Annotated in this window: 24 protein-coding genes; 9 read left to right on the top strand and 15 right to left on the bottom strand. The window is 70.2% G+C overall.

Annotation, left to right across the window (positions count from 1 at the left end):
• Positions 1-10 precede the first annotated feature (10 nt).
• On the bottom strand, positions 11-1,279 hold the full coding sequence (locus tag AB5J55_RS29115; RefSeq protein WP_369273463.1) for a cytochrome P450: 1,269 nt from the start codon (positions 1,277-1,279) through the stop codon (positions 11-13).
• Between the two features lie 157 nt (positions 1,280-1,436).
• Here AB5J55_RS29115 and AB5J55_RS29110 point away from each other — a divergent pair, with 157 nt between their 5' ends.
• Both AB5J55_RS29110 and AB5J55_RS29105 read left to right on the top strand, forming a co-directional pair.
• The gene (locus AB5J55_RS29110) at positions 1,437-3,068 is read left to right on the top strand and encodes an FAD-dependent oxidoreductase (protein ID WP_369273462.1); all 1,632 of its coding nucleotides are present in this window, start codon (positions 1,437-1,439) and stop codon (positions 3,066-3,068) included.
• 40 nt (positions 3,069-3,108) lie between these two features.
• Complete coding sequence (locus tag AB5J55_RS29105; protein ID WP_369273461.1) at positions 3,109-4,074, top strand: amidohydrolase family protein; 966 nt, start codon at positions 3,109-3,111, stop codon at positions 4,072-4,074.
• A 90-nt stretch (positions 4,075-4,164) separates the two neighbouring features.
• Here AB5J55_RS29105 and AB5J55_RS29100 read toward each other — a convergent pair whose 3' ends face one another.
• The 9 genes from AB5J55_RS29100 to AB5J55_RS29060 all read right to left on the bottom strand — a co-directional run bounded on the left by AB5J55_RS29100 (position 4,165) and on the right by AB5J55_RS29060 (position 10,524).
• Positions 4,165-4,488, bottom strand: a complete 324-nt coding sequence (locus tag AB5J55_RS29100) for a TcmI family type II polyketide cyclase (protein ID WP_369273460.1) — start codon at positions 4,486-4,488, stop codon at positions 4,165-4,167.
• Complete coding sequence (locus AB5J55_RS29095) at positions 4,473-4,928, bottom strand: SRPBCC family protein (RefSeq protein WP_328879256.1); 456 nt, start codon at positions 4,926-4,928, stop codon at positions 4,473-4,475. Before AB5J55_RS29095 ends, AB5J55_RS29100 begins: the two co-directional genes overlap by 16 nt.
• 1 nt (position 4,929) lies before the next feature.
• On the bottom strand, positions 4,930-5,196 hold the full coding sequence (locus AB5J55_RS29090) for an acyl carrier protein (RefSeq protein ID WP_369273458.1): 267 nt from the start codon (positions 5,194-5,196) through the stop codon (positions 4,930-4,932).
• Positions 5,197-5,215: 19 nt separating this feature from the next.
• The gene (locus AB5J55_RS29085) at positions 5,216-6,463 is read right to left on the bottom strand and encodes a ketosynthase chain-length factor (protein WP_369273457.1); all 1,248 of its coding nucleotides are present in this window, start codon (positions 6,461-6,463) and stop codon (positions 5,216-5,218) included.
• Positions 6,460-7,731 carry a beta-ketoacyl synthase gene (locus AB5J55_RS29080; protein ID WP_369273456.1) on the bottom strand — a complete coding sequence of 424 codons (1,272 nt, stop codon included), beginning with the start codon at positions 7,729-7,731 and terminating at the stop codon, positions 6,460-6,462. The genes AB5J55_RS29085 and AB5J55_RS29080 overlap by 4 nt, the downstream gene beginning before the upstream one ends.
• The gene (locus AB5J55_RS29075; protein WP_369273455.1) at positions 7,728-8,192 is read right to left on the bottom strand and encodes a cupin domain-containing protein; all 465 of its coding nucleotides are present in this window, start codon (positions 8,190-8,192) and stop codon (positions 7,728-7,730) included. The genes AB5J55_RS29080 and AB5J55_RS29075 overlap by 4 nt, the downstream gene beginning before the upstream one ends.
• A gap of 44 nt (positions 8,193-8,236) precedes the next feature.
• Positions 8,237-9,349, bottom strand: coding sequence for a SchA/CurD-like domain-containing protein (locus tag AB5J55_RS29070; RefSeq protein WP_369273454.1), 1,113 nt, complete (start codon positions 9,347-9,349; stop codon positions 8,237-8,239).
• A 540-nt stretch (positions 9,350-9,889) separates the two neighbouring features.
• Complete coding sequence (locus AB5J55_RS29065; RefSeq protein ID WP_369273453.1) at positions 9,890-10,183, bottom strand: MTH1187 family thiamine-binding protein; 294 nt, start codon at positions 10,181-10,183, stop codon at positions 9,890-9,892.
• A complete protein-coding gene (locus AB5J55_RS29060) occupies positions 10,180-10,524 on the bottom strand; it encodes a DUF3817 domain-containing protein (protein ID WP_369273452.1) in 345 nt (114 codons plus the stop codon). The genes AB5J55_RS29065 and AB5J55_RS29060 overlap by 4 nt, the downstream gene beginning before the upstream one ends.
• A gap of 176 nt (positions 10,525-10,700) precedes the next feature.
• Between AB5J55_RS29060 and AB5J55_RS29055 the strand changes: the two genes are divergently transcribed.
• From AB5J55_RS29055 to AB5J55_RS29035, 5 genes are all read left to right on the top strand, one after another.
• Complete coding sequence (locus AB5J55_RS29055) at positions 10,701-11,015, top strand: DUF6191 domain-containing protein (protein WP_369273451.1); 315 nt, start codon at positions 10,701-10,703, stop codon at positions 11,013-11,015.
• An 83-nt stretch (positions 11,016-11,098) separates the two neighbouring features.
• On the top strand, positions 11,099-11,731 hold the full coding sequence (locus AB5J55_RS29050; protein WP_369276333.1) for an AIM24 family protein: 633 nt from the start codon (positions 11,099-11,101) through the stop codon (positions 11,729-11,731).
• Between the two features lies 1 nt (position 11,732).
• Complete coding sequence (locus AB5J55_RS29045) at positions 11,733-12,383, top strand: AIM24 family protein (protein ID WP_369276332.1); 651 nt, start codon at positions 11,733-11,735, stop codon at positions 12,381-12,383.
• A gap of 44 nt (positions 12,384-12,427) precedes the next feature.
• Positions 12,428-13,183 (top strand): AIM24 family protein, encoded by a 756-nt coding sequence (locus AB5J55_RS29040; protein ID WP_369276331.1) that lies wholly within the window; start codon positions 12,428-12,430, stop codon positions 13,181-13,183.
• Between the two features lie 101 nt (positions 13,184-13,284).
• Positions 13,285-13,761 carry a MarR family winged helix-turn-helix transcriptional regulator gene (locus tag AB5J55_RS29035; RefSeq protein ID WP_369273450.1) on the top strand — a complete coding sequence of 159 codons (477 nt, stop codon included), beginning with the start codon at positions 13,285-13,287 and terminating at the stop codon, positions 13,759-13,761.
• A gap of 249 nt (positions 13,762-14,010) precedes the next feature.
• Here AB5J55_RS29035 and AB5J55_RS29030 read toward each other — a convergent pair whose 3' ends face one another.
• On the bottom strand, positions 14,011-15,468 hold the full coding sequence (locus AB5J55_RS29030; protein ID WP_369273449.1) for an ATP-binding protein: 1,458 nt from the start codon (positions 15,466-15,468) through the stop codon (positions 14,011-14,013).
• Entirely contained in the window at positions 15,465-16,184 is a 720-nt protein-coding gene (locus tag AB5J55_RS29025) for a response regulator transcription factor (RefSeq protein ID WP_369273448.1), read from the bottom strand. The genes AB5J55_RS29030 and AB5J55_RS29025 overlap by 4 nt, the downstream gene beginning before the upstream one ends.
• 161 nt (positions 16,185-16,345) lie before the next feature.
• On the opposite strand from AB5J55_RS29025, the gene AB5J55_RS29020 reads away from it, so the two are divergent.
• Positions 16,346-17,065 carry a PepSY domain-containing protein gene (locus tag AB5J55_RS29020; RefSeq protein WP_369273446.1) on the top strand — a complete coding sequence of 240 codons (720 nt, stop codon included), beginning with the start codon at positions 16,346-16,348 and terminating at the stop codon, positions 17,063-17,065.
• 10 nt (positions 17,066-17,075) lie between these two features.
• Here the strand turns inward: AB5J55_RS29020 and AB5J55_RS29015 are convergent, their stop codons facing one another.
• The 3 genes from AB5J55_RS29015 to AB5J55_RS29005 all read right to left on the bottom strand — a co-directional run bounded on the left by AB5J55_RS29015 (position 17,076) and on the right by AB5J55_RS29005 (position 20,693).
• Positions 17,076-18,320 carry an MFS transporter gene (locus AB5J55_RS29015; RefSeq protein ID WP_369273445.1) on the bottom strand — a complete coding sequence of 415 codons (1,245 nt, stop codon included), beginning with the start codon at positions 18,318-18,320 and terminating at the stop codon, positions 17,076-17,078.
• A gap of 179 nt (positions 18,321-18,499) precedes the next feature.
• Entirely contained in the window at positions 18,500-19,456 is a 957-nt protein-coding gene (gene meaB / locus AB5J55_RS29010; RefSeq protein WP_363046224.1) for a methylmalonyl Co-A mutase-associated GTPase MeaB, read from the bottom strand.
• Positions 19,457-19,490: 34 nt separating this feature from the next.
• Positions 19,491-20,693: an acetyl-CoA C-acetyltransferase gene (locus AB5J55_RS29005; RefSeq protein WP_369273444.1), complete on the bottom strand. Its 1,203-nt coding sequence runs from the start codon at positions 20,691-20,693 to the stop codon at positions 19,491-19,493.
• Positions 20,694-20,840: 147 nt separating this feature from the next.
• Between AB5J55_RS29005 and mce the strand changes: the two genes are divergently transcribed.
• On the top strand, positions 20,841-21,281 hold the full coding sequence (gene mce, locus AB5J55_RS29000) for a methylmalonyl-CoA epimerase (RefSeq protein ID WP_234762212.1): 441 nt from the start codon (positions 20,841-20,843) through the stop codon (positions 21,279-21,281).
• Positions 21,282-21,464 lie beyond the last annotated feature (183 nt).

Genomic DNA, 21,464 nt, shown 5'->3' with positions numbered 1-21,464 from the left:
GGTGCTCCCGTCAGGACGGGTCGAGGACGACCGGCAGTTCCGCGAGTCCGCGGAAAGCGGGGAACGGCACGGTCATCCAGCGCGCTTCCTCCGGTGCCACGGCCAGGGCCATGTGCGGGTGCCGCCGGAACAAGGTGGCGAGGGCGAGCTGGATCTCCAGCCGGGCCAGCGGTGCGCCGGCGCAGTAGTGCGGGCCGTAGCCGAAGGCGAGATGCGCGGCCTGGGCGTTCGGGCGCTGGACGTCCAGCTCGTTCGGGTCGGCGAACACCTCCGGGTCACGGTTGGCGCCGGTGATCGAGATCTGGACGAGCGCACCCTTGGGGATGAGCTGGTCGCGGATGACGATGTCCTCCTTCGCCCAGCGGAAGGTGGAGTTCTCCACGGAGCTCTCGAACCGGAAGATCTCCTCGATCGCCGCGGCCAGGGAGGCGTCGTCCCGCAGTGCCAGCCGCTTCTGCTCCGGGCGGCTGAGCAGGTGGTAGACGGTGTTGCCGATCTGGTACGCCGTCGTCTTGTGGCCCGCGAAGAGGAGCACCCACGCCGTCGACACGAGTTCGCTGTCGGTGAGCGCGCCTTCCTGGTCCTTGGCCGTCACGAGCGCGCTCAGCAGGCCCGAGTCCGGCGCCTTCCGCTTTCGCGCGCACAGGTCCACCAGATACTCGCGGAGATTTCCCTCCGCGATTTGCAGCGCCTTTCTCGCCTCCGGTCCGAAACCGGTCTGGGCGACGGTCGCCGACCATTCCTGAGCCTGTTTGCGCTCGTTTTCCGGGACGCCCAGGAGTTCACAGATCACCTGCAGCGGCAGCGGGAAGCAGAACTCCGGGAGCAGATTGAACGGACCCGACGTCGGGCATTGATCCAGCAGCCCGTCGGTGATCTCCTGGATCCGGGTCCGCAGCGATTCCACCCTTTTCGGAGTGAACGTACTGCCGACGATCCTGCGCAGCCTCGTGTGCTTCGGCGGGTCCGAGAACAGCATGTTGTCGTCCAGCGCGATCGACGAGTCACCGAAGATGCGGTGGTAGGCGTCGATGGCGCCGTACATGTCCTTGCTCAGCCGGGGGTCGGCCAGCGCGGCGCGCCCGTCGTCGTACCGCGTGATGAGGTACGTCTCGACGCCGTGCGGCGGCGACAGCGGGCAGACGGGTGCCGATTCCCGCAGCGTGGCGTACACGGGATGCGGGTTGGCGCGGAAGTCCCGGCTGCACGCCGAGGCCGCGGCCGCGGCTTCTTCGGGCGACAGTGCCCCGGATTCCTCGGATGCGAACGCTTGCGTCATGACTGTCCCCGGGTAGGCGTGGATTCCGGCGGTCGGATTCCGTCGGTCAGTGCCACCGTTTCCCGGGCGACACCGCGCCGCAAACAGCACTGCGCCAAATGGGTCGGCTCGCCGGAGGACGTGTGGACCGGAGCCCGAACTGGTAAACATCGTCGACGTGAGCGGACACGAAGCGGAATCTGTACCAGTTCTCATCGTCGGCGGATCCCTTGTGGGTCTTTCCACTTCGGTTTTCCTGGGACGCCTCGGAATTGAGCACATGCTCGTGGAGCGGCATGCCGGGACATCGACGCACCCGCGCGGTCGCGGCAATAATCTCCGCACCATGGAGATTTTCCGGACCGCAGGCCTGGAGTCCCGCATTCGGAAGGCAGCCAGTGTTCTCGCCGGGAACGACGGCATCCTCCAGGTGGACAAGCTCACCGGGACGGAGCGCCGCTGGATCATCGGGGACATCTCCGGCGGCATGGACGTCTCCCGGGTCAGTTCCGCGGACTGGTGCCTGTGCAGTCAGAACGACCTGGAGCCGGTGCTGTTGAGCTACGCCCGCGGGCAGGGCTCCGACATCCGCTTCAGCTCGGAGCTGCTCTCCTTCACGGAGAACGCGGACGGAGTGCAGGCCCGGATCAGGCACCGCGAGACCGGTGAGACCTACACCGTGAACGCCGACTTCCTGGTGGCCGCCGACGGCCCCAGAAGCCCCATCCGCAACCACCTGGGGATCGGCCAGTCGGGGCCGGGCGAGCTGTTCCACAACGTCAGCGTCACGTTCCGCAGCAGGGCGCTGAAGAAGTACGTCGGAGAGAAACGATTCGTCGTCTGCTATGTCACCGACCCCGACGGGGAGGGTGCCCTGCTGCCGGTGGACAACAAGGAGCGCTGGGTGATCCACGTTCCCTGGTATCCCGACCGGGGTGAGGAGCTGGAGGACTTCACCGACGAGAGGCTCGCGGCCCACATCCGCGCCGCCGTCGGCGCGTCGGACATCGACGTCGAGATCACCGGCAAGGCGCCGTGGCACGCGTCGAAGCGGGTCGCGGACAGCTACGGCGAGGGCCGGGTCTTCCTGGCCGGCGACTCGGCCCACGAGATGCCGCCCACCGGGGCGTTCGGCTCCAACACCGGAATCCAGGACGCTCACAACCTCGCCTGGAAGCTGGCCTCGGTGCTGCGCGGCTGGGCCGGCCTGCCGTTGCTCGACTCCTACGAGCAGGAACGGCGGCCCGTCGCCCTCGCGACCGGCACCCGAGCATGCGTCCAGGCGGCCGACGAACAGCACCCTGGATTCAGCCCCGCCGCGGGCCGCAACAACGATCCGGCGGACCTGATGACCGTCGCCCTGTGCTACCGGTACGCGTCGAACGCCGTGGTGGGTGCCCACCCGGAGCAGCCGATCGTCCCCGACACCTTCCAGCTGGGCGGCGAACCGGGCAGCCGTGCGCCGCACATGTGGGTCATGCGAGGCGGCGCCAGGATCTCCACGCTCGATCTGTACGAGCGCTCCTTCGTGCTGCTCGCCGGCTCCGGCGGACAGAAGTGGCGGACCGCGGTGGAGAAGGCCTCCCTGAACCTGGGCGTCCCGGTCGAGGCGTACCTCGTGGGCACGGGACCCGACCACGACCTCGTCCCCGACAGGGACGCCGACTGGGCGGAACTGCACGGCACGGCCGAGGACGGCGCCGTCCTCGTACGCCCGGACGGCTTCGTCGCCTGGCGGGCGGACGCCGCGATGCCGGACGCCGACCGTGTCCTGACGAACGTGCTGCAGACCCTGCTCTGCCGCGACTGAACCCCCATCCCCCTGTGCAACCCACCCCGAGGACGTTGTTATGACCCTTGCCGGACGCATCGACGTCCACCACCACTTCACCGCCCCGGCCTGGCTGGACTGGGCCGAGGAACGGGGTGTCGTCAGCCGCGAGAAGCTGCCCTGGTGGACCCGCTGGGACCTCAACGCGGCGCTGGAGGTCATGGACAAGAACGGCATCGGCACCTCCGTCATGACCGTCGCGATGCTGGGCCGGTTCCGTGAGCGCGCCGAGCGCCAGGAGAGCGCACGCGTCGCGCTGCGGGCGGCGGCAGACGTCGTCGAGTCCAACCCCGCCCGCTTCGCCTTCTTCACGCCCGTCTTCCTCGACGACCTGGAGCTCTCCTCGTGGAGCGTGCGCCACGGTCTCGACGAGCTCGGTGCCATCGGGGTGAGCACACGCACGAGCGTGAACGGCGTCTTCCTGGGCGACGAGTCGCACGACCGGCTCCTGCAGGAGCTGAACGAACGCTCGGCGGTCATCAGCACGCACCCGATGGAGGTGCAGGCCGGCAAGGACGGCGAGGCGGGGCTGCCGGGGATGCCGCCCTTCGTGTGCGACTTCCTGCTGGACACCACCCGCGCGGCGATCAACCTCATCCGCAACGGCACCCTGGACCGCTACCCCAACCTCAGCTTCGTCCTGCCGCACGGCGGTGGCTTCCTCCCCTACATGGCCACCCGTCTCGACCTGTTCGGCGGACGCATCAATCCCCCGATCGAGCCCGGCCGGGTCCGTGACTACCTGCACCGGTTCTACTTCGACACGGCGGGCCCCATGTCGCCGTCCGCCACGCCCACCCTGCTGGCGACGGTGAACCCCGACCGCATCCTCTTCGGCACGGACTGGCCGCCCACCCCCGCCCATGTCATCACCGACAGCGTGACACCCGCGCTGGACGGCGACCCCTTCCTCTCGGAGCAGCAGCTCCAGGGCATCAACCGGGAGAACGCGCTGCGGCTGATGCCGGGGCTCGCCCGTCGGTGACCGGCCGCACCACAAAGCCGCCGCCCGCGCCTGTTCGGCGCGGGCGGCGGCTTTCCCCGTTCAGGTCCGCGAGGTGCGGTCCCTCGGCGTTCAGTCCTTCGACCAGTGGTAGAAGCGCTGCGCCATCGCGTCCTTCGGACTCCGCCAGGTCTGCGGGTCGTACGGGCTGACGAACGCCTCGAGCTTCCTGCTGATGTCGACGAACTCGGGGTGCCCGGCCACCTTCGCGATGGCGGGGCCGGGATCCTGCTCGGCCTCGATGAAGTGCATGTACACATCGCCGAACTGGAACAGCGAACGCTGGGTCACCCCGACGAGGTGCGGGAGTTCGCCGCGGTCGGAGGCCGCGAAGACGCCCGCGATGTCCGAGGCGGACTGCGGGGCCATCCTGGCGACGATCAGTGCGTGGTGCATGCGGCCTCCACACGGTCGCGGATGAGCGCCATCTGGATGGGCGAGTTGCGGTTGATGATGTCCGTCATCCCGGCGTCGTCCACCGGCGCGTCGGGCTTCATGGCGAAGTCCTGCGTCCAGTGCATCCGGGTGCCGGCCGGGGTCTCCTCGTACTCCCACACGATGTTCATGTACTCGAAGGGGCCGGTCTCGACCCTGCGGGCGCGCACGACGAGCTTCTCGCGGTCGGCGACCCGCTCCGACACCCAGCTCCACACCTTGCCGTTCTCGTCGGGGTGCATGGTCAGGCGGAAGGTCACCGTGTCGCCCTCGCGGGACAGCACGTCGCAGGACGCGTACTCGCTGAACAGCTGGGGCCATCGCTCCAGGTCGTTCGTCATGTCCCAGACGAGGTCGACGGGAGCGGCGATGGTGATTTCGTTCTCGGTGTGTCCGGCCACTTCAGGCTCCTGTCGTGAGGCTGCCGTTGACGAGGTCGAGGAAGGCGCGGGGGCTCTTGCAGCGCTCCGCGTCGGTGGGCAGCGCCTGGCCGTGCCGGTTCTCCAGCTCGCCCACGATGCCGAGGAGGCCGAGCGAGTCGAGCCCGAACTCGGAGAAGGGCGTCTCCGCCCGCGCTTCGAGGTCCTGCGGTTCGACGGACACGCCGGCGGCCTGCTTCATCAGCGCGGCCAGCTCGGCGACGGTCACTTGGGTCACTCCGGTGGTCATGAGGGTTCTCCTTGTCGTTCTATGCGGAGGATTCGGGGCCCCGGCGAAGGACCAGCGCCGCGTTGGAGCCCATCAGTCCCCGGCTGAGGACCAGGGCCGTGCGGAGCTCGGCCGGGCGTGCCGTGCCGGTCACCAGGTCGATGTCGTGGCAGATGTCGAAGACGCCCGGCGTCGGCGGTATCTGCCCGTGCTCCATGGCCTGCACCGCGGCCACGATGTCCAGCAGGGGCGCGCCGCAGTACGACCGCCCGATGCCGGTCTTGGGGGCGGTGACCGGCACTCGGGTGCCGTGCCGGCCGAGGGCGTCGGCGAGGGCGAGCGCCTCCGCACGGTCCGCGTCGGGCACGCCCATCGCGTCGGCGAAGACCACGTCGATCTCCTCCGGCGCGCAGCCGGCCTCGTCCAGTGCGCCGCGGATGGCCTGCGCGAGGCCCTCCCGCGACCGGTTCCAGCGCGAGGCGCCTGTGAACGTGGCCGCGTGCCCCGCCACGGTGGCCCGGACGGCCGCCTCCCGGCGCTGCGCCCGGTCCAGGTCCTCCACGATGAGTACGGCACCGCCCTCGGCGGGCACGAAACCGCAGGCCGCCGAGGTGAAGGGACGGTAGGCGCGGGCCGGGTCCTCGACGGTGCTGAGCTCGGGGTAGCCGAGCTGGCAGACCCCCGAGTACGGGGCGAGCGGCGCCTCGGCGGCGCCGACCACGACCACGTCCGTGCCCCGGTGCACCGCCCGCGCGGCGTGCGCGACGGCGTCCAGGCCGCCCGCCTCGTCGCTGGCCACCACCCCGCAGGGGCCCTTGAAGCCCTTGCGGATGGAGATCTGGCCCGTGCTGGCGGCGTAGAACCAGGCGATGGACTGGTAGGGCCCGACGAACCGGGAGCCCTTGCCCCACAGTTTCTGCAGTTCCCGCTGGCCGAACTCGCCGCCGCCGGACCCGGCCGCGGTGACCACACCGACCGAGTACGGCGAGTCGGCGGCGCTGCTGCTGAGCCCCGCGTCCTGCAGGGCGGCGTCGGCGGCGGCCAGTGCGAAGTGGGTGAACTTGTCGGTCTGGACGAGGAAGGTCTCCTCGATCAGCGCCGACGGGTCGAATCCGCGGACCTCTCCGGCGACGCGGAGCGGAAGGTGCTCGCAGCCCTCCCGGGTGACCCGGTCCAGAACGCTCGCGCCCTCCTTGACGGACTTCCAGTAGGTGTCCGCGTTCAGGCCGTTGGGCGCGACCACACCGACTCCGGTGACCGCTGTGCGCCGGGTGCGTTGACCACTCATCGTCGTCTCCTCCCAGTCGGCCCCGTCAGGAGCACCGCGGACTGGAACCCGCCGAAGCCGCTGCCCACGGAGAGCACGTTGTCGAGCCTGCGGGGGCGAGCGGTGCGCGGGACGTAGTCCAGGTCGCACTCGGGGTCCGGGGTCTCGTAGTTCGCCGTCGGCGGTACCACCTGCCGGGCCAGCGCGAGCACACAGGCGACGACCTCGATCGCGCCGATCGCGCCGAGCGAGTGGCCCACCATGGACTTGATCGAGCTCATCGGGGTGTCGTAGGCGTGGGAGCCCAGCGACTTCTTGACCGCGGCGGTCTCGTGCCGGTCGTTCTGGCGGGTGCCCGAGCCGTGCGCGTTGACATAGTCGATCTCGGTGGGGTTCACGCGCGCGTGGTCGAGCGTGTCGTCGATGGCGCGGGCCATCTCCAGTCCCTCACTGGTGAGTCCGGTCATGTGGTACGCGTTGCCGAAGGTGGCGTAGCCGCCGATCTCGCAGTAGATGTGCGCGCCGCGCGCCCGGGCGTGCTCCAGCTCCTCCAGGACGAGTACGGCGGCGCCCTCGCCCATGACGAATCCGTCGCGGTGGGCGTCGAAGGGGCGGGAGGCGTGCTCGGGGTCGTCGTTGTTGGGCGACGTGGCCTTGATGGCGTCGAAGCAGGCCATGGTGATCGGGGAGATCGGCGAATCCGAGGCCCCGGCTATGCAGATGTCGGCGCGGCCCTCCTCGACGGTGTGGAAGGCGTAACCCACCGCGTCGAGTCCGGAGGTGCAGCCGGTGGACACGGTCTGCACCGGGCCCTGGGCGCCGAACCGTTCGGCGACGTCGGCCGCGAGTGTGCTGGGCGAGAACGCCCGGTGCAGCTGCGGCTCGGCGTTGCGGTGGTCGACGTCCCAGCGCTGCCCGTGCTCGCTGACCAGGACGTAGTCGTGCTCCAGCCGGGTCGTGCCGCCCACCGCGCTGCCCAGGGACACGGCCACGCGCCAGGGGTTCTCGGCGGCGAAGTCGACACCGCTGTCGGTGACGGCCTCCTGTGCGGCGACCAGGGCGAACTGTATGTACCGGTCGGCGCGTTCGGCGATACCGGGTTCGAGGCCGTGCGCGAGGGGCTCGAAGTCGCACTCGGCGGCTATCCGGGACCGCAGGCCCTCGGGGTCGAACAGGGTGATGCCGCGGGTCGCCGTACGGCCGTTGGAGAGGAGGTCCCAGAACGCCGGGACGCCGATCCCGCCGGGGGCGACCACACCTATGCCGGTGACCGCCACGCGCCGGGTCACGAGAGCACTCCGGGTCGCTCGGGCTGCCCGCCCTCCTCCTGGACGAGCGGGTACGGCTTGAGGTCGTCGCTGATCTCCGGCGCCTCGGTGTCGACGTGGCCGAGCTTGGGGTTCGGCGCGAGCGGGCCCAGATGGAAGACCATGCGGGCCTCCTCGTCACCGACGTTGCGGAAGCGGTGCCGCATGTCGATGGGGATCATCAGGCCCTGGTCGGAACGGAGGGAAAACGTTTCTCCATCGAGGTCGACCTCCAGCCTCCCCTCTACCACGTAGATGAACTCCTCGGAATACGGGTGGTAGTGCTCGCTGATGCGTTCGCCGGGCCGCATGATGGCCAGGCCCATGAAGCCGCTCGTGGCACCCACCGTGACCGGGGTGAGCAGGGTGCGCAGGTCGCCGCCGCGCTTGCGGTTGGGCTCGATCTCTTTCAGGTCCACGACGCGCGGGCGCATCTTGTCCATGGTCTGTCTCCAGGTCGTTCGGTGGGGTGATGGTCCCTGCGCGGTCAGGACTGCGCAGCCCTGCGGTCGGTGATCAGCGCCATGTCGGCGTGCGTCAGGAGGCGGGTCGCCTCGCGTTGGCCGGTGAACGGACCGGCCACGCCGAGCGCGTCGGTGTCGAGCAGCCGGGCCAGCACGGCGGCCTTCCTCGGGCCATGGATGCCGAGCGCCATGACCGGGTCGGTCTCGGGATCACCCCGTACGTCGATGAGACGGACGACGATGTCCTCGCGCTGGAAGACGGTGCTGCGGTGCACGGGGCCGGCCGGGTCGGCCGCCGCGGTCTCGTCCTGCTTCGAGAGCAACCGGGCCAGCGCCATTCCGCAGCCCTTGCGTGCCGGGTAGTACAGGGCGTGCCGCTTGATGTCGTCCGGCTCCGGGCCGCCGCGGGCCACGTGGTGGACGGGCGGCATGGCGGCGCGGATGAAGAACGTCCGGGCCGACTCGGGGTCGGACAGGTCCCGGTGCTGCTCCAGATGCGGGTTGAGGGCCTCCTCGACGGCCCGCACCTCGGGCTGGCGCGAGACGTGACGCAGGGCCGCCATCAGGTCGCCCTCCACCTCGACTGTGCGGACGACCCGGTTGCCGTGCATGAAGAGGGTGGTGCGGCGCAGCCGCGTGGTGTCGTCGACGCGGGCCTCGGGCGGTGCGTATCCCGCGAGGATCTCCGCGACCTTGGACTCGGAGCCGGGCTTGACGGTGAAGGTCAGAGCGTGGCGGATCACACCGTCGCCCACCCTTACGGCCGTCTGGAGCCCGCCGGCCTTTTCCGGGCGGGCGCCGCCGGTCTCGCGGACGATGCCGTACCGCATCGAGCGGAGCTCACGGACGCAGCTCTGCAGGGGCCGGACCGTCTCGAGATGCTCATCGCTGTTCACCCAGGCGAGGTACGGCGGGGCGGTGGCCCATTCGCTCGTGATGACCCACTGGGACGGGTTCTCCAGGGACTGGCACAGCTGGTCACCGAGGTGACCGGGGACCGACGCGACTCGGTCGCGCATGTGCTCGTAGGCGTCCAGGAACTGTTGCTCGGCACCTTCGTGGAGGTCGACGAGAAGGAGGACTCGCATCCTGGAGCCGTCGAACGCCGACTGGGATGTAAAGGGCGAAGTGGTCATCCGGCAGACCCTTCCTTCGCGGGAGCAAGCGGCGGCCGTCCGTGTCCACCAGCGCGAACGCGGGTTTCGGCCCTGAGCCTTCATCGTGGGTCAGGGCTCTGGGGTCCGCGAGCCATGCGGGCCAAAGGGGGGAACTGGCCGCGCGCGCGTGTCCGCCGGCCGACGCTGCGTCAGGCGGGGGCAGGGGTGGGGGCCAAGAAGGGGGTGTGGGGGCGCAGTTCGTGGAGGCGCGGCTCGCCTCCGGCGGTTGGGCCGGGGTGCCTGCGGCGACCCGTGGCGGTTGGGCCAGGGTGCCTGCGCGACCCGTGGCGGTTGGGCCGGGGTGCCTGCGGCGGCCCGTGGCGCTGAGTGGGGGTTCGCGTGTCGCCTGCGGTGTGTGGTGGGTCGGGGCCGCGCCGGGGGGTGTCCGTCCTCGGACCGGCGGCTGGGGGTCGGGCAGAGAGGTGCCGTTTCTTGACGCCGGCCACTGCGGGCGGAACCCCCCGGCACGTCCCCTTGCCGCCGTACGCGGGTGCGGCGCCGCGGGGGCTTCCCCCGCGGCTAGTCGGCCAAGTGGCGTTCCACCGTTTCCACCTTGGAGGTGAGGCCGTCCGTCACGGTGGGCCTGATGTCGGCCTTGAGGACCAGCGATACGCGCGGGGCCCGTGCCTCCACGGCCGCCACGGCGCGCTTGACGACGTCCATGACCTCGTCCCAGTCGCCCTCGATCGAGGTGAACATCGCGTCGGTGCGATTGGGCAGGCCCGACTCGCGGACCACGCGGACGGCGTCGGCGACGTACTCCCCCACGTCCTCGCCGACGCCGAGCGGCGTCACGGAAAACGCGACGATCATGCGTTGACGATTCCTTCCTTGCGGGCGCGGGTGGCGATCACCGCGCTCTCGGCCTCGCGCTTGAGCTTGCGCTCGGCGAAGAAGCCGCCGGTCGGCAGGACGGAGAGGACGAAGTAGAGCGCGGCGGTCTTCAGCGACCACTTGGCGCGGTTCCAGGCGTCCGCCCAGAAGATCACGTACAGGATGAAGAGAACGCCGTGGATCATGCCCATCACGGGCACCGCGTTGAAGTCCGTGGTCCGCTTCAGCACCGAGCAGACGAGCAGGAGCAGGAACGACACCGCCTCGGGGGCCGAGACGAGGCGGAGGCGGCGGAGGGCGGTGGCGGTCTTGATGTCCACGGGTCACCTTCGGTGGGTTCGGTGGGAGAGACGTCGGTCGGCTCGGATCAGCTTGTGAACACAAGCACAAACTTCACCCATTGTGGCAAACGCCGGCCACCGGGTCGGCATCGGGTGGGTGACAACGTCTGCGCCGCCGGGGAGGCTGGTCCCTGTCGACGGGCGAGGGGGTTCGCGTGCGGTTTCTCTTCTTCATGACTCTGCCGGGCCTCGTGCTGGTGCTCACCGTGCTCGCCTTCCTCGATCAGCTGGCGCTGCGGGCGGGGCGGGCCGGGTGGCTGCCCTGGCGGAACGTCGCGCGGCAGGGGCAGATCTCCGCGACCGGCTTCGAGCAGTTGCACGCGTCCTTATCGCCGGGGAAGCAGAGCGAGTTGGAGGAGCGGCGCAGCGCGCTGGTGATGCGGGACGACGAGGAGGACGGGGCGCCGCCGAGGTCGACCGTCGATCCGGGGAGAGGGACGGCGGCCATACGGCTGCGGCGGGACCGCTGACCGCTCAGGGAGCCATCAGGGGTGAAGTCCGTCTCTGGGATCTGTTGGCGGCAGGCCCCGGCGGCTACCTTCGCTGCGTGGCGATGTTCCGACTGCAAGGCAGCAAGGTGCTCGCCGTCGACATGACCGGCGATGCCGTGAAGGCGAAGAACGGCTCGATGGTCGCGTACGACGGGCAGATGGCCTTCAAGAAGATGAGCGGCGGCGGTGAGGGCATCCGGGGCATGGTGACCCGGCGGCTCACCGGTGAGCAGATGACGGTGATGGAGGTGAAGGGGCATGGGACGTGCTGGTTCGCGGACCGGGCCTCCGAGATCAATCTCGTGAACCTCCAGGGAGACAAGCTGTACGTGGAGTCGAGCAATCTGCTCGCGACCGACGGAGGGCTGCGGACCGGCACGTCCTTCACCGGGATGCGCGGCGCCTCGCAGGGCAACGGGCTCTTCACGACCACTGTCGAGGGGCACGGGCAGGCGGCGATCATGTCGGACGGGCCGGCCGTCGTGCTGCGGGTCAGCTCGCAGTACCCGCTGACCGTCGATCCGGGGGCCTATGTGGCCCACCAGGGGAATCTGCGGCAGTCCTTCCAGTCCGGTGTGACCTTCCGCACCCTCATGGGCGAGGGCGGTGGCGAGGCCTTCCAGATCCGGTTCGAGGGGGACGGGCTGGTGTACGTACAGCCGAGCGAGCGGAACACGATCGCGGGGGATGTCTGAGATGACCTTCCGTGAGATCAACTCCAAGATGGTCGAGGCGACCGTCATGTCGGGGCAGCGGCTGTTCAGTCAGCGCGGGGCGATGCTCGCCTACAAGGGCGAGGTGTCCTTCACCCCCAACACGGCCGGCGGCCAGGGCGGGATCATGTCGATGATCGGGCGCCGGGTGGCGAACGAGGACACTCCGCTGATGACCGTCGAGGGCAACGGCACGGTGCTCTTCGGGCACGGCGGCCACCATGTCCAGGTGATCAACCTCGCCGGCGACACCCTGTGCGTCGAGGCGGACCGCCTCCTCGCCTTCGAGGGCACCCTTCAGCAGGGCACGATGTTCCTGGGCTCGCAGGGCGGGGTCATGGGCATGGTCCGCGGGCAGATCAGCGGGCAGGGGCTGTTCACGACCACCCTCAAGGGGCACGGGGCCGTGGCCGTCATGGCGCACGGGGGCGTCTTCGAGATCCCGATCACCCCGCAGCGGCCCGTCCACGTCGACCCCCAGGCCTACGTCGCCCACCACGGCGACGTACGCAACAAGCTGTCCACGGCCCTGGGCTGGCGCGACATGGTGGGCCGCGGCTCCGGCGAGGCCTTCCAGCTGGAGCTCAGCGGCAATGGTGCGGTGTACGTCCAGGCGTCTGAGGAGAAACTGTGAGTGCCCCCTACGGAACCCCCGGCGGCCCCGCGGTCCTCGACCCGATGACGCTGCCGTCCGACGACAACGTCAACGCCTACACCTTCTGCGTGGAGCTCAAGGGGAGCCAGTGGTTCCTGCAGAAGGGGAAGATGATCGCCTACTACGGCTCGATGGACTTCAACGGGGTCGGGCACGGCCGACTCGACCGACTTGTCCGTACGTCCTTCCATTCGCCACTGCACGCGAGCGACTGGGTCGTGGCGGAGGGCAACGGCAAGATGCTGCTGGCCGACCGGGCCTTCGACGTCAACTCGTACGACCTCGAAGACGGCAATCTGACCATTCGCTCCGGCAACCTGCTCGCTTTTCAGCCAACTCTTGCTCTCAAGCAATCGATCGTGCCGGGTTTTCTGACACTCATCGGAACCGGAAAGTTCGTGGCCGCATCTAACGGTCCGGTGGTGTTCATGGAACCCCCGATCCGGGTGGACCCACAGGCGCTCGTCGGCTGGGCCGACTGCCCCTCCCCGTGCCACCACTACGACCATGGCTACATGACCGGCGTGATGGGCGGTCTACGTGCACTGACAGGCCTCGGCGGGGCCTCCGGAGAGGAGCATCAGTTCGAGTTCGTCGGAGCCGGTACGGTCCTGCTCCAGTCGAGCGAGACCCTCATGGCCGAGCAGGCCACGGGGGCGGTTCCTCCGGAGCCCGGAGTGCCTGGTTCCGGGGGGACGCACACAGGCCCTTCACAACAGGCCGGGGCACCGCGCCTTCCCGGACAGCTGGGAGACCTCCAGCGTCGCTTCGGGCTGTGAGCGGTAGTCTGCGGAGTGTGACATCGAACGTGTGCGCACACGGTCGTGTCACAGAAAACCCTCACTAGTTCGCCTTTCAACTTTTTAGGTAGACTTCATTCATGGAGACCGAGACGGCCACCCGCTGGCTGACCGATGCGGAGCAGTGCGCCTGGCGCACCCACCTGGAGGTCAACAGGCTGTTGACGTACCAGCTCGAGAGAGACCTGCAGCCGTTCGGCCTGACAATGAACGACTACGAGATCCTGGTGAACCTGTCCGAGTCGGAGGACGTACGGATGCGGATGAGCGACCTCGCGTCGGCCACCCTCCAGTCCAAGAGCCGCCTCTCCCACCAGATCACCCGCATGGAGAACGCGAACCTGGTCCGCCGTGAGAACTGCGAGTCCGACCGCCGCGGGCTCTACGCGGTTCTCACCGAACACGGCATGGAGACGATGAAGAAGGTCGCGCCGCACCATGTGGCGTCCGTGCGGAGGCACTTCATCGACCTGCTGTCCACCGACGCCCTGGCGGAGCTCGACAAGGGCCTGAAGCCGATCGCGGAGCACCTGCGCGGGCAGCGCGGACGTCCGTGACACCCGGGTAGGTCCGGACTGACGGACCTAGGCCCTGTCGTTTGGATCAGCTCGGCTGTGAGGGTCGGTTCCTCTTGGCGGACCCGAGCGGGGTCTGGTGCGTGCAGGTGCAAGGCGGCGGAGGGAGTCGACGCGATGGGGGTACCCCCGCTAGAGCGATGTCGGGAGTGGGGGAGTCGGCGACCGACGACAACGCGGCAGATGTGCGTGCCGGGGCCCGCGACGCCGAGATGATCCAAACGACAGGGCCTAGGCGAGCGGCAGGCGGAGTTCGAACAGGGCGCCGCCTGCCGGGGCGTCGCGGACCGTGAGTGTGCCGCCGTGGCGTGCGGCCACGTCCCGGGCGATGGCGAGTCCGAGCCCGGCGCCGCCGTCGTCGCGGGTGCGGGCCTCGTCCAGCCGTACGAACCGCTCGAAGATCCGCTCCCGGTCGGCCTCGGCCACCCCGTCCCCGTCATCGGCCACAGCCGCCACCGCCCAACCCCCGTCCCGCCCGACGGACACGGTGACCGCCTCTCGGGCGTGCCGCTGAGCGTTGTCCAGCAGGTTGCCCAGGACCCGCTCCAACTGCCCTCGCGACCCGGCCACTTCCACGACGTCCGCCTCGACGGTCACGTTCTCCCGGCCCCGCGCCTCCCGCCGCGCCACCTCACCCAGGTCGACCCGTTTGTCGCCGGGCCCCTCCCCCGCGTCCAGGCGGGCGAGCAGCAACAGGTCGGCGGCGAGGCGCTGCAGTCGTACGGTGTCCTCCACCGCGCCCGGCACGTCCAGCAACTCCGGATGGGCGACGCCCACTTCGAGCTGGGTGCGCAGGGACGCGATCGGGCTGCGCAGCTCGTGCGAGGCGTCGGCGACGAACCGGCGCTGGCGCTCCACGGATGTCTCCAGCGCGGCCAGTGTCTCGTTGGTGGTGCGGGCGAGCCTGGCGACCTCGTCGTGCGTGTCCGGCTCCGGCACGCGCCGGGCGAGGTCCTCGGACGCGGTGATCGCGGCCATCTCGCGCCGGATGCCCTCGACCGGGCGCAGTGCGCGCCGGGTGACCAGCCAGGTCACGGCCGCGACGACGCCGAGCAGCAGCGGGAAGCCGATCATCATGACGGTGAGCGCGGTGTTCACGGCGCTCTGCTCGGCCTCCAGCGAGCCGCCTGAGTAGACGGTGAGCGTGCCCCGGTCGTCGGTGTCCACCGGGACGGCGGCAAAGCGGTAGTCGGCGGTGTCGCCGTCGATCGTCGCGGAGCCGTCGGTGAGCTCGCTCACCTCGCCGATCTCCCCGGCGTCCTGGGCGGTGTCGTCGCCCGAATCGTCACCCTTGCCGTCGTCCGTGTCGTCGTCGGCGTCCTCGCCGCCCGAACCGGCGGTGTCGCCCGTGCCCCCCGTGGCGCCCTGGCGCGCCTGCGGCTTCACGGCGTCGGTGCCCGTGCCGCTGATCCGCTCCAGGTCCTCGGTGGCCGCGACGAGCGTGCCCTTCGCGTCGACGACCTGGACCGGGCTGTCGTCGTCGATGTCCAGCCGGTCGTACGGCTTCCCGGCGGTGAGCTGGGCGACGACGTTCTGCGCCGTGCGCTCCGCGTCGTTGCCCGCCTGGTCGATCAGGTTGGACCGCAGCGACAGCAGCACCGCCGCGCCGGCCGCGACCAGCGCCACGGCCACCACGAGGGTGGCGGCGAGTGTGGCCCGTGACCGAACCGAGCCGAAGAGCCGTCTCATCGTTGCGCCTCCAGCCGGTACCCGGCGCCGCGGACCGTCTTGATGAGCCCCGGGCGCAGCTTGCGCCGCAGGGTGCTGACGTACACCTCGACGATGTTCGGATCGCCCTCGTAGGCGAAGTCCCAGACGTGCTCCAGGATCTCGGCCTTGGACACCACCTCCCCGGCCCGCAGCACGAGCTGCTCCAGGACCGAGAACTCCTTGGTGGTGAGGGACACTTCGTCGTCGCCGAGGAAGACCCGGCGGGCGGCGGTGTCGACCTTGAGGTCGCCGTGGACGTGCACGGGCGAGGCCCCGGCGCCCTGTCCGCCGCGCCGCAGCAGCGCCTTGACGCGGGCGACGAGGACGACGTACGAGAACGGCTTGGTGAGGTAGTCGTCGGCGCCGGTGTCCAGCCCCTCGGCCTCGTCGTACTCGCCGTCCTTGGCGGTGAGCATCAGGATCGGCACGTCGTGACCGGCGCCGCGCAGGGCGGCGCAGACGCGGTAGCCGTTCATGCCGGGCAGCATGATGTCGAGGATCACGAGGTCGTACGACCCCTCCGAGGCCCGGTACAGCCCTTCCCGGCCGTCGTGGACGACGTCCACGGCGTATCCCTCGGCTGTCAGGCCCTTGGCGAGCGACAGGGCCAGCCGCTTTTCGTCCTCCACGATCAAGAATCGAAAGGGGTGACGCGAAGCGTCTCGAGCAGGGTGGTGGGTGACGGGCGGGCGCATGCGTACAGCCTGGCAAAGCGAAGCTGAAGATCTCTTCAGGGGGCTTCAGGTTCCCCTCAGCGTCGGTTCGGCAGATTGGTTCCCGTCGAAACCAAGCGACATGAAACGACACCAAGCGTCGTGAATCGTCATGAAACGCAACACTCTGGGAGGGAAACCCCATGAAGCGCAACATCGTCATCGCCACCGTCACCGCCGCGGCTCTGATCGGCGGCGGCACCGTCGCGGCCTACGCGTCGGCTGACGACGGCAACGCGCCCACCCAGCGTCAGACGAACGTCCGGGTCGCCGACGACCGGGACGACGCCGCCGATGACCGCAATGAAGCGGCCGACGACCGGAACGACGCCGCGGACGACCGGGACGACGCGGCCGACGACCGTAACGACGACGCGGACGACCGGAGCGACGATGCCACCGAGGCCCGCGCCTCCAAGATCACGTCCGCCGACGCGATCGCCTCCGCGCTGAAGAACACGCCGGGCACGGCCGTCTCCGCCGACCGGGACGACGACGGCGCCGGCGCCTGGGACGTGAACGTCGTCAAGGGCGACGGCACCGAGTACAGCGTCCAGGTCTCCCCCGACACCGCCAAGGTCGTCGGCGCCCAGCGCGACGACGACGATGACAACGACGGCCGCGAGGACCTCGCCGCGCTGAAGGGCGCGAGCGTGGACGCCCGCGAGGCCGCCGAGGCCGGCGCGGCGAAGGGCACCGTCACCGACGTCGACCTGGACGACGACGGCCCCGCGGCCTGGAGCGTGGAGACCACCAGGGGCGAGTGGAAGGTCGACCTCAAGACGGGCAAGGTCACCCAGGACCACGACGACGACACCGCCCAGGGCAACGGTCAGGACGACCGCGACGGCGACGACGACTGACGTCGGGACGTCAGCGCGTCATACGAGGGGTACGGGGTGTCCCGTGCCCCTTTTCGCGTGCCGAGCCCCGGGCCACGGCCACCGCCGTCACCAGCATCACCGCACCGGTGGCCGCGAAGCACACCCCCGCCGGCAGCCACCCGACGAGCACGCCGGCCGCCGCGGCACCGCCCGTGATGCCCGCGTTGACAGCCGTGTTGACCCAGGCCCCGGCCTGGACGCGAGCCTCGGGCGCGGCGGACTCGTCGGCGATGAGGTACGCGGTGGTGATCAGCGGGGACACGAAGACACCGGCGACGGCGACCGCCACGGCCAGGGTGCCGAGCCCCTGCGCCAGCCCGGCACCGCACAGCGCCAGCCCCAGTCCGGCCGCCTGCACGGACAGCCGTGTCCCGGCGGCCGCCCGCCACTCGACGGCCCCGTTGAGCAGCCCGCCGACGGCGCTTCCGGCGGACAGGGCGGCGAGCACCCAGGCCGCGCTGCCGGCACCGTGGCCGTTCCCCTCCGCGAAGGCCACGACCAGCAGGTCGACCACGCCCAGTGCCAGGCCGACCGCCGCCGCGGCGATCACCGGCCGGCCCAGTCCGCGCAACACCCGCCGCCCGGCCGCGTCCGGCCCCGGCGCGCGCCCGCCCGCCGGCACGGCACGCACCGCGGGCGACGACACGAACCCGGCGGTTCCCACCACCATCAGCGCCGCGCCCACGACGATGCCGGCCGCCGGCGGAGCGAACCCGACGAGCAGGCCCACCAGCAACGGCCCCGAGACGAAGAGCAGTTCCTCCGCGACGGCATCGAGACTGTACGCCCGCTGCATCAGCGCCCGGTCCGGGGCCAGCCGCCCCCACACGGCCCGCATGGTGGGCCCGAGCGGCGGAGTGCAGGCACCGGCGAGGGCGGCGCCGGCAGCGAGGACGAACGGCGAGGCGGCACCGGGACGCCACAGGAGCGCCGCCAGCAGCCCGAGCAGCCCGGCGTGGGCCGCGGCCATCGGCACGAGCGCCCCGCGCGGCCCGTACCGGTCGATGAGTGCCGCCCTCGCGGGCGACAGGAAGACGCTGGTCGCGGAGAACAGCGCCATCACCACGCCCGCCACCGCGTACGACCCGGAGGCCCGGGTCACGGCGAGCATCACGGACAGCGGGGCGATGCCGTACGACAGCCGGCCGATCAGGGCTGCGGCGAAGGTACGGCGGGCGTGGGGGATCCGGAGAACGGCGGCATACGAAGGCCGCACGACGTGCGTGGAAGACACGGGAGTTCCTCGACTCGAGGCGGAAAAGGGGACGCCTTATCGCCGCGCCGGTCACGACCGAGCGGTCGTTCACCGTGCGCGGGCAGGCGTGCCCTATGCCAAGAGGAGGTACATGCGCATCAACCTAGCAGCGGGGGGCGGGAGTTGACCACGGGGAAAGCTCTCGGGCGCTTCGGAGGTCAGGCCCCCGTCAGCCCCTCCACCAGTTCGTCCGCCGCCCGGTACGGGTCCAGCTCGCCGGCGACGATCTTCTCCGCCAGTGCCCCGAGCCTGCGGTCGCCGTGCAGGTCCGCGATGCGTTCGCGCAGGGCGGTGACGGCGATGGTCTCGACCTCGCGGGCCGCGCGAGCACGGCGGCGTTCGGTGAGGACCCCGCGCTCCTCCATCCAGGCGCGGTGCTTCTCCAGGGCCTCCACGACCTCGTCGATGCCCTCGGCGCGGGCGGCGACCGTCTTGACGATCGGCGGGCGCCAGTCGCCGGGGCCGCGGGACTCGCCGAGGCCGAGCATGTGGTTGAGCTCGCGGGCGGTGGCGTCGGCGCCGTCACGGTCGGCCTTGTTGACGACGTACACGTCGCCGATCTCCAGGATGCCCGCCTTGGCCGCCTGGATGCCGTCACCCATGCCCGGGGCCAGCAGGACGACGCTCGTGTCCGCCTGGGAGGCGATCTCCACCTCCGACTGGCCGACCCCGACCGTCTCGACGAGCACCACGTCGCAGCCCGCGGCGTCCAGGACGCGGATCGCCTGCGGGGCGGCCCAGGCGAGGCCGCCCAGGTGGCCGCGCGTCGCCATCGAGCGGATGTAGACGCCGGGGTCGGAGGCGTGGTCCGACATCCGGACCCGGTCGCCGAGCAGCGCGCCGCCCGAGAAGGGCGAGGACGGGTCGACGGCCAGGACGCCGACCCGCTTGCCCTGCTTGCGGTACGCCGTCACGAGCGCCGACGTGGATGTCGACTTGCCGACTCCGGGCGAACCCGTGAGACCGACGACATACGCGTTGCCCGTGAGCGGCGCCAGCGCCTCCATGACCTCCCTGAGTTGCGGGGACGCCCCCTCCACCAAGGAGATCAGCCGGGCCACGGCCCGCGGCCGGCCCTCCCTCGCCTGGGCGACGAGTGTGGAGACGTCCTGCATCACTGCTCCGTTCAGAAAGGAAACGTACGAGGTCTCAGGCCTTTGGTACCCGCACGATCAGCGCGTCACCCTGGCCGCCACCGCCGCACAGGGCCGCCGCGCCGACGCCGCCGCCCCGCCGCTTGAGCTCCAGGGCCAGGTGCAGGACGAGCCGCGCACCCGACATACCGATCGGGTGACCCAGGGCGATGGCTCCGCCGTTGACGTTCACCCTTTCCGATGACACCCCGAGGTCCTTCATTGACTGCACCGCAACGGCGGCGAAGGCCTCGTTGATCTCGATCAGGTCGAGGTCGGCGACCTCCAGGCCCTCCTTCTTCAGGGCGTGCTGGATGGCGTTCGAGGGCTGGGACTGGAGCGAGTTGTCCGGGCCCGCCACATTGCCGTGGGCGCCGATCTCGGCGATCCAGTCCAGGCCGAGCTCCAGTGCCTTGGCCTTGCTCATGACGACGACCGCGGCGGCGCCGTCGGAGATCTGCGAGGCCGAGCCCGCCGTGATCGTGCCGTCCTTGGAGAAGGCGGGGCGCAGTTTGCCCAGGGACTCCGCCGTGGTGTCGCCGCGGATGCCCTCGTCCTTGCTGAAGAGGACCGGGTCGCCCTTGCGCTGCGGGATCTCGACCGGGGTGATCTCGGCCTCGAACAGGCCGTTCTTCTGCGCGGCGGCGGCGCGCTGGTGGGACTGGGCGGCGATCTCGTCCTGCGCGGGGCGCTGGATGCCGAGGCGGGTGTTGTGCTTCTCCGTGGACTCGCCCATGGCGATGCCCTCGAAGGAGTCGGTCAGACCGTCGTACGCCATCGAGTCGAGCATCTCGATCGCGCCGTACTTGAAGCCCTCGCGGGACTTCGGCAGCAGGTGGGGGGCGTTGGTCATGGACTCCTGACCGCCCGCGACGATCACGTCGAACTCGCCGGCGCGGATCAGCTGGTCCGCGAGCGCGATCGCGTCGAGGCCCGACAGGCACACCTTGTTGATGGTGAGAGCCGGGACGTTCATCGGGATGCCGGCCTTGACCGCGGCCTGGCGCGCCGGGATCTGCCCCGCCCCGGCCTGCAGGACCTGGCCCATGATCACGTACTGCACCTGGTCGCCGCCGATCCCCGCACGGTCGAGGGCGGCCTTGATCGCGAAGCCACCGAGGTCGGCTCCCGAGAAGGACTTCAGCGAGCCCAGCAACCGCCCCATGGGCGTACGGGCGCCCGCGACGATCACCGAGGTACTGCTGTTCGTTCCAGACATGAGGTGCGATCCCCTTCCGGCTGCACTGCCGAGGAGTGAACGAGGGTTTACTTCGAATGTACTGATGGCACTCCGTGCCGTCACCGGGCCGTCGGTGTGATCGCTGGCACGTTGCGTAACCATCGCCGTCGCGCTGCACTGAATTCCATGCTGACGCGAATCGACCACATCGGGATCGCCTGTTTCGACCTGGACAAGACCGTGGAGTTCTACCGGGCCACCTACGGCTTCGAGGTGTTCCACTCCGAGGTCAACGAGGAGCAGGGCGTCCGCGAGGCCATGCTCAAGATCAACGACACCTCCGACGGCGGCGCCTCCTACCTGCAGCTTCTCGAACCCACCCGCCCGGACTCCACCGTCGCCAAGTGGCTCGACAAGAACGGCGAGGGTGTCCACCACATCGCTTTCGGTACGGCGGATGTGGACGGCGACGCCGCCGACATCAAGGGCAAGGGCGTACGCGTTCTGTACGAAGAGCCCCGGCGCGGCTCCATGGGGTCACGAATCACCTTCCTGCACCCGAAGGATTGCCACGGCGTACTGACAGAACTGGTCACTTCGGCGCCTGTTGAGTCACCTGAGCACTGACCCTCGTACATATGGGCCGGTAGGGTTGGGGGCGGTCGCCGCTCAGTCCAGGGCGACCCGGCCCTGCCTTTTGACGGCGGGACCGAGCCGGGGTCCGGGTTTCGGGGGGCGAGGGTGGGGCAACAGCCCGTGCTCCGCCGTTGATCTGACACCATTCCCCGGGGGCCCCGTTCGGCGGATGGA

This window comes from Streptomyces sp. R11 (genome assembly GCF_041051905.1).
In the GTDB taxonomy this organism is placed as follows: Bacteria; Actinomycetota; Actinomycetes; order Streptomycetales; family Streptomycetaceae; genus Streptomyces.
The sequence above is the reverse complement of the archived record's forward strand: the minus strand, read 5'-3'. Positions and strand labels throughout refer to the sequence as shown.

Bases quoted from the DNA above. Each gene is read 5' to 3' on its own strand.
- AB5J55_RS29040 (WP_369276331.1), top strand. From the start codon at position 12,428: ATGACGCTGCCGTCCGACGACAACGTCAACGCCTACACCTTCTGCGTG.
- AB5J55_RS29005 (WP_369273444.1), bottom strand. From the start codon at position 20,693: ATGTCTGGAACGAACAGCAGTACCTCGGTGATCGTCGCGGGCGCCCGT.
- mce (WP_234762212.1), top strand. From the start codon at position 20,841: ATGCTGACGCGAATCGACCACATCGGGATCGCCTGTTTCGACCTGGAC.
- AB5J55_RS29030 (WP_369273449.1), bottom strand. From the start codon at position 15,468: ATGAGACGGCTCTTCGGCTCGGTTCGGTCACGGGCCACACTCGCCGCC.
- AB5J55_RS29090 (WP_369273458.1), bottom strand. From the start codon at position 5,196: ATGACCACCGGAGTGACCCAAGTGACCGTCGCCGAGCTGGCCGCGCTG.
- meaB (WP_363046224.1), bottom strand. From the start codon at position 19,456: ATGCAGGACGTCTCCACACTCGTCGCCCAGGCGAGGGAGGGCCGGCCG.
- AB5J55_RS29085 (WP_369273457.1), bottom strand. From the start codon at position 6,463: ATGAGTGGTCAACGCACCCGGCGCACAGCGGTCACCGGAGTCGGTGTG.
- AB5J55_RS29045 (WP_369276332.1), top strand. From the start codon at position 11,733: ATGACCTTCCGTGAGATCAACTCCAAGATGGTCGAGGCGACCGTCATG.
- AB5J55_RS29025 (WP_369273448.1), bottom strand. From the start codon at position 16,184: ATGCGCCCGCCCGTCACCCACCACCCTGCTCGAGACGCTTCGCGTCAC.
- AB5J55_RS29075 (WP_369273455.1), bottom strand. From the start codon at position 8,192: ATGGACAAGATGCGCCCGCGCGTCGTGGACCTGAAAGAGATCGAGCCC.
- AB5J55_RS29070 (WP_369273454.1), bottom strand. From the start codon at position 9,349: ATGACCACTTCGCCCTTTACATCCCAGTCGGCGTTCGACGGCTCCAGG.
- AB5J55_RS29105 (WP_369273461.1), top strand. From the start codon at position 3,109: ATGACCCTTGCCGGACGCATCGACGTCCACCACCACTTCACCGCCCCG.
- AB5J55_RS29100 (WP_369273460.1), bottom strand. From the start codon at position 4,488: ATGCACCACGCACTGATCGTCGCCAGGATGGCCCCGCAGTCCGCCTCG.
- AB5J55_RS29050 (WP_369276333.1), top strand. From the start codon at position 11,099: ATGTTCCGACTGCAAGGCAGCAAGGTGCTCGCCGTCGACATGACCGGC.
- AB5J55_RS29115 (WP_369273463.1), bottom strand. From the start codon at position 1,279: ATGACGCAAGCGTTCGCATCCGAGGAATCCGGGGCACTGTCGCCCGAA.
- AB5J55_RS29065 (WP_369273453.1), bottom strand. From the start codon at position 10,183: ATGATCGTCGCGTTTTCCGTGACGCCGCTCGGCGTCGGCGAGGACGTG.
- AB5J55_RS29035 (WP_369273450.1), top strand. From the start codon at position 13,285: ATGGAGACCGAGACGGCCACCCGCTGGCTGACCGATGCGGAGCAGTGC.
- AB5J55_RS29020 (WP_369273446.1), top strand. From the start codon at position 16,346: ATGAAGCGCAACATCGTCATCGCCACCGTCACCGCCGCGGCTCTGATC.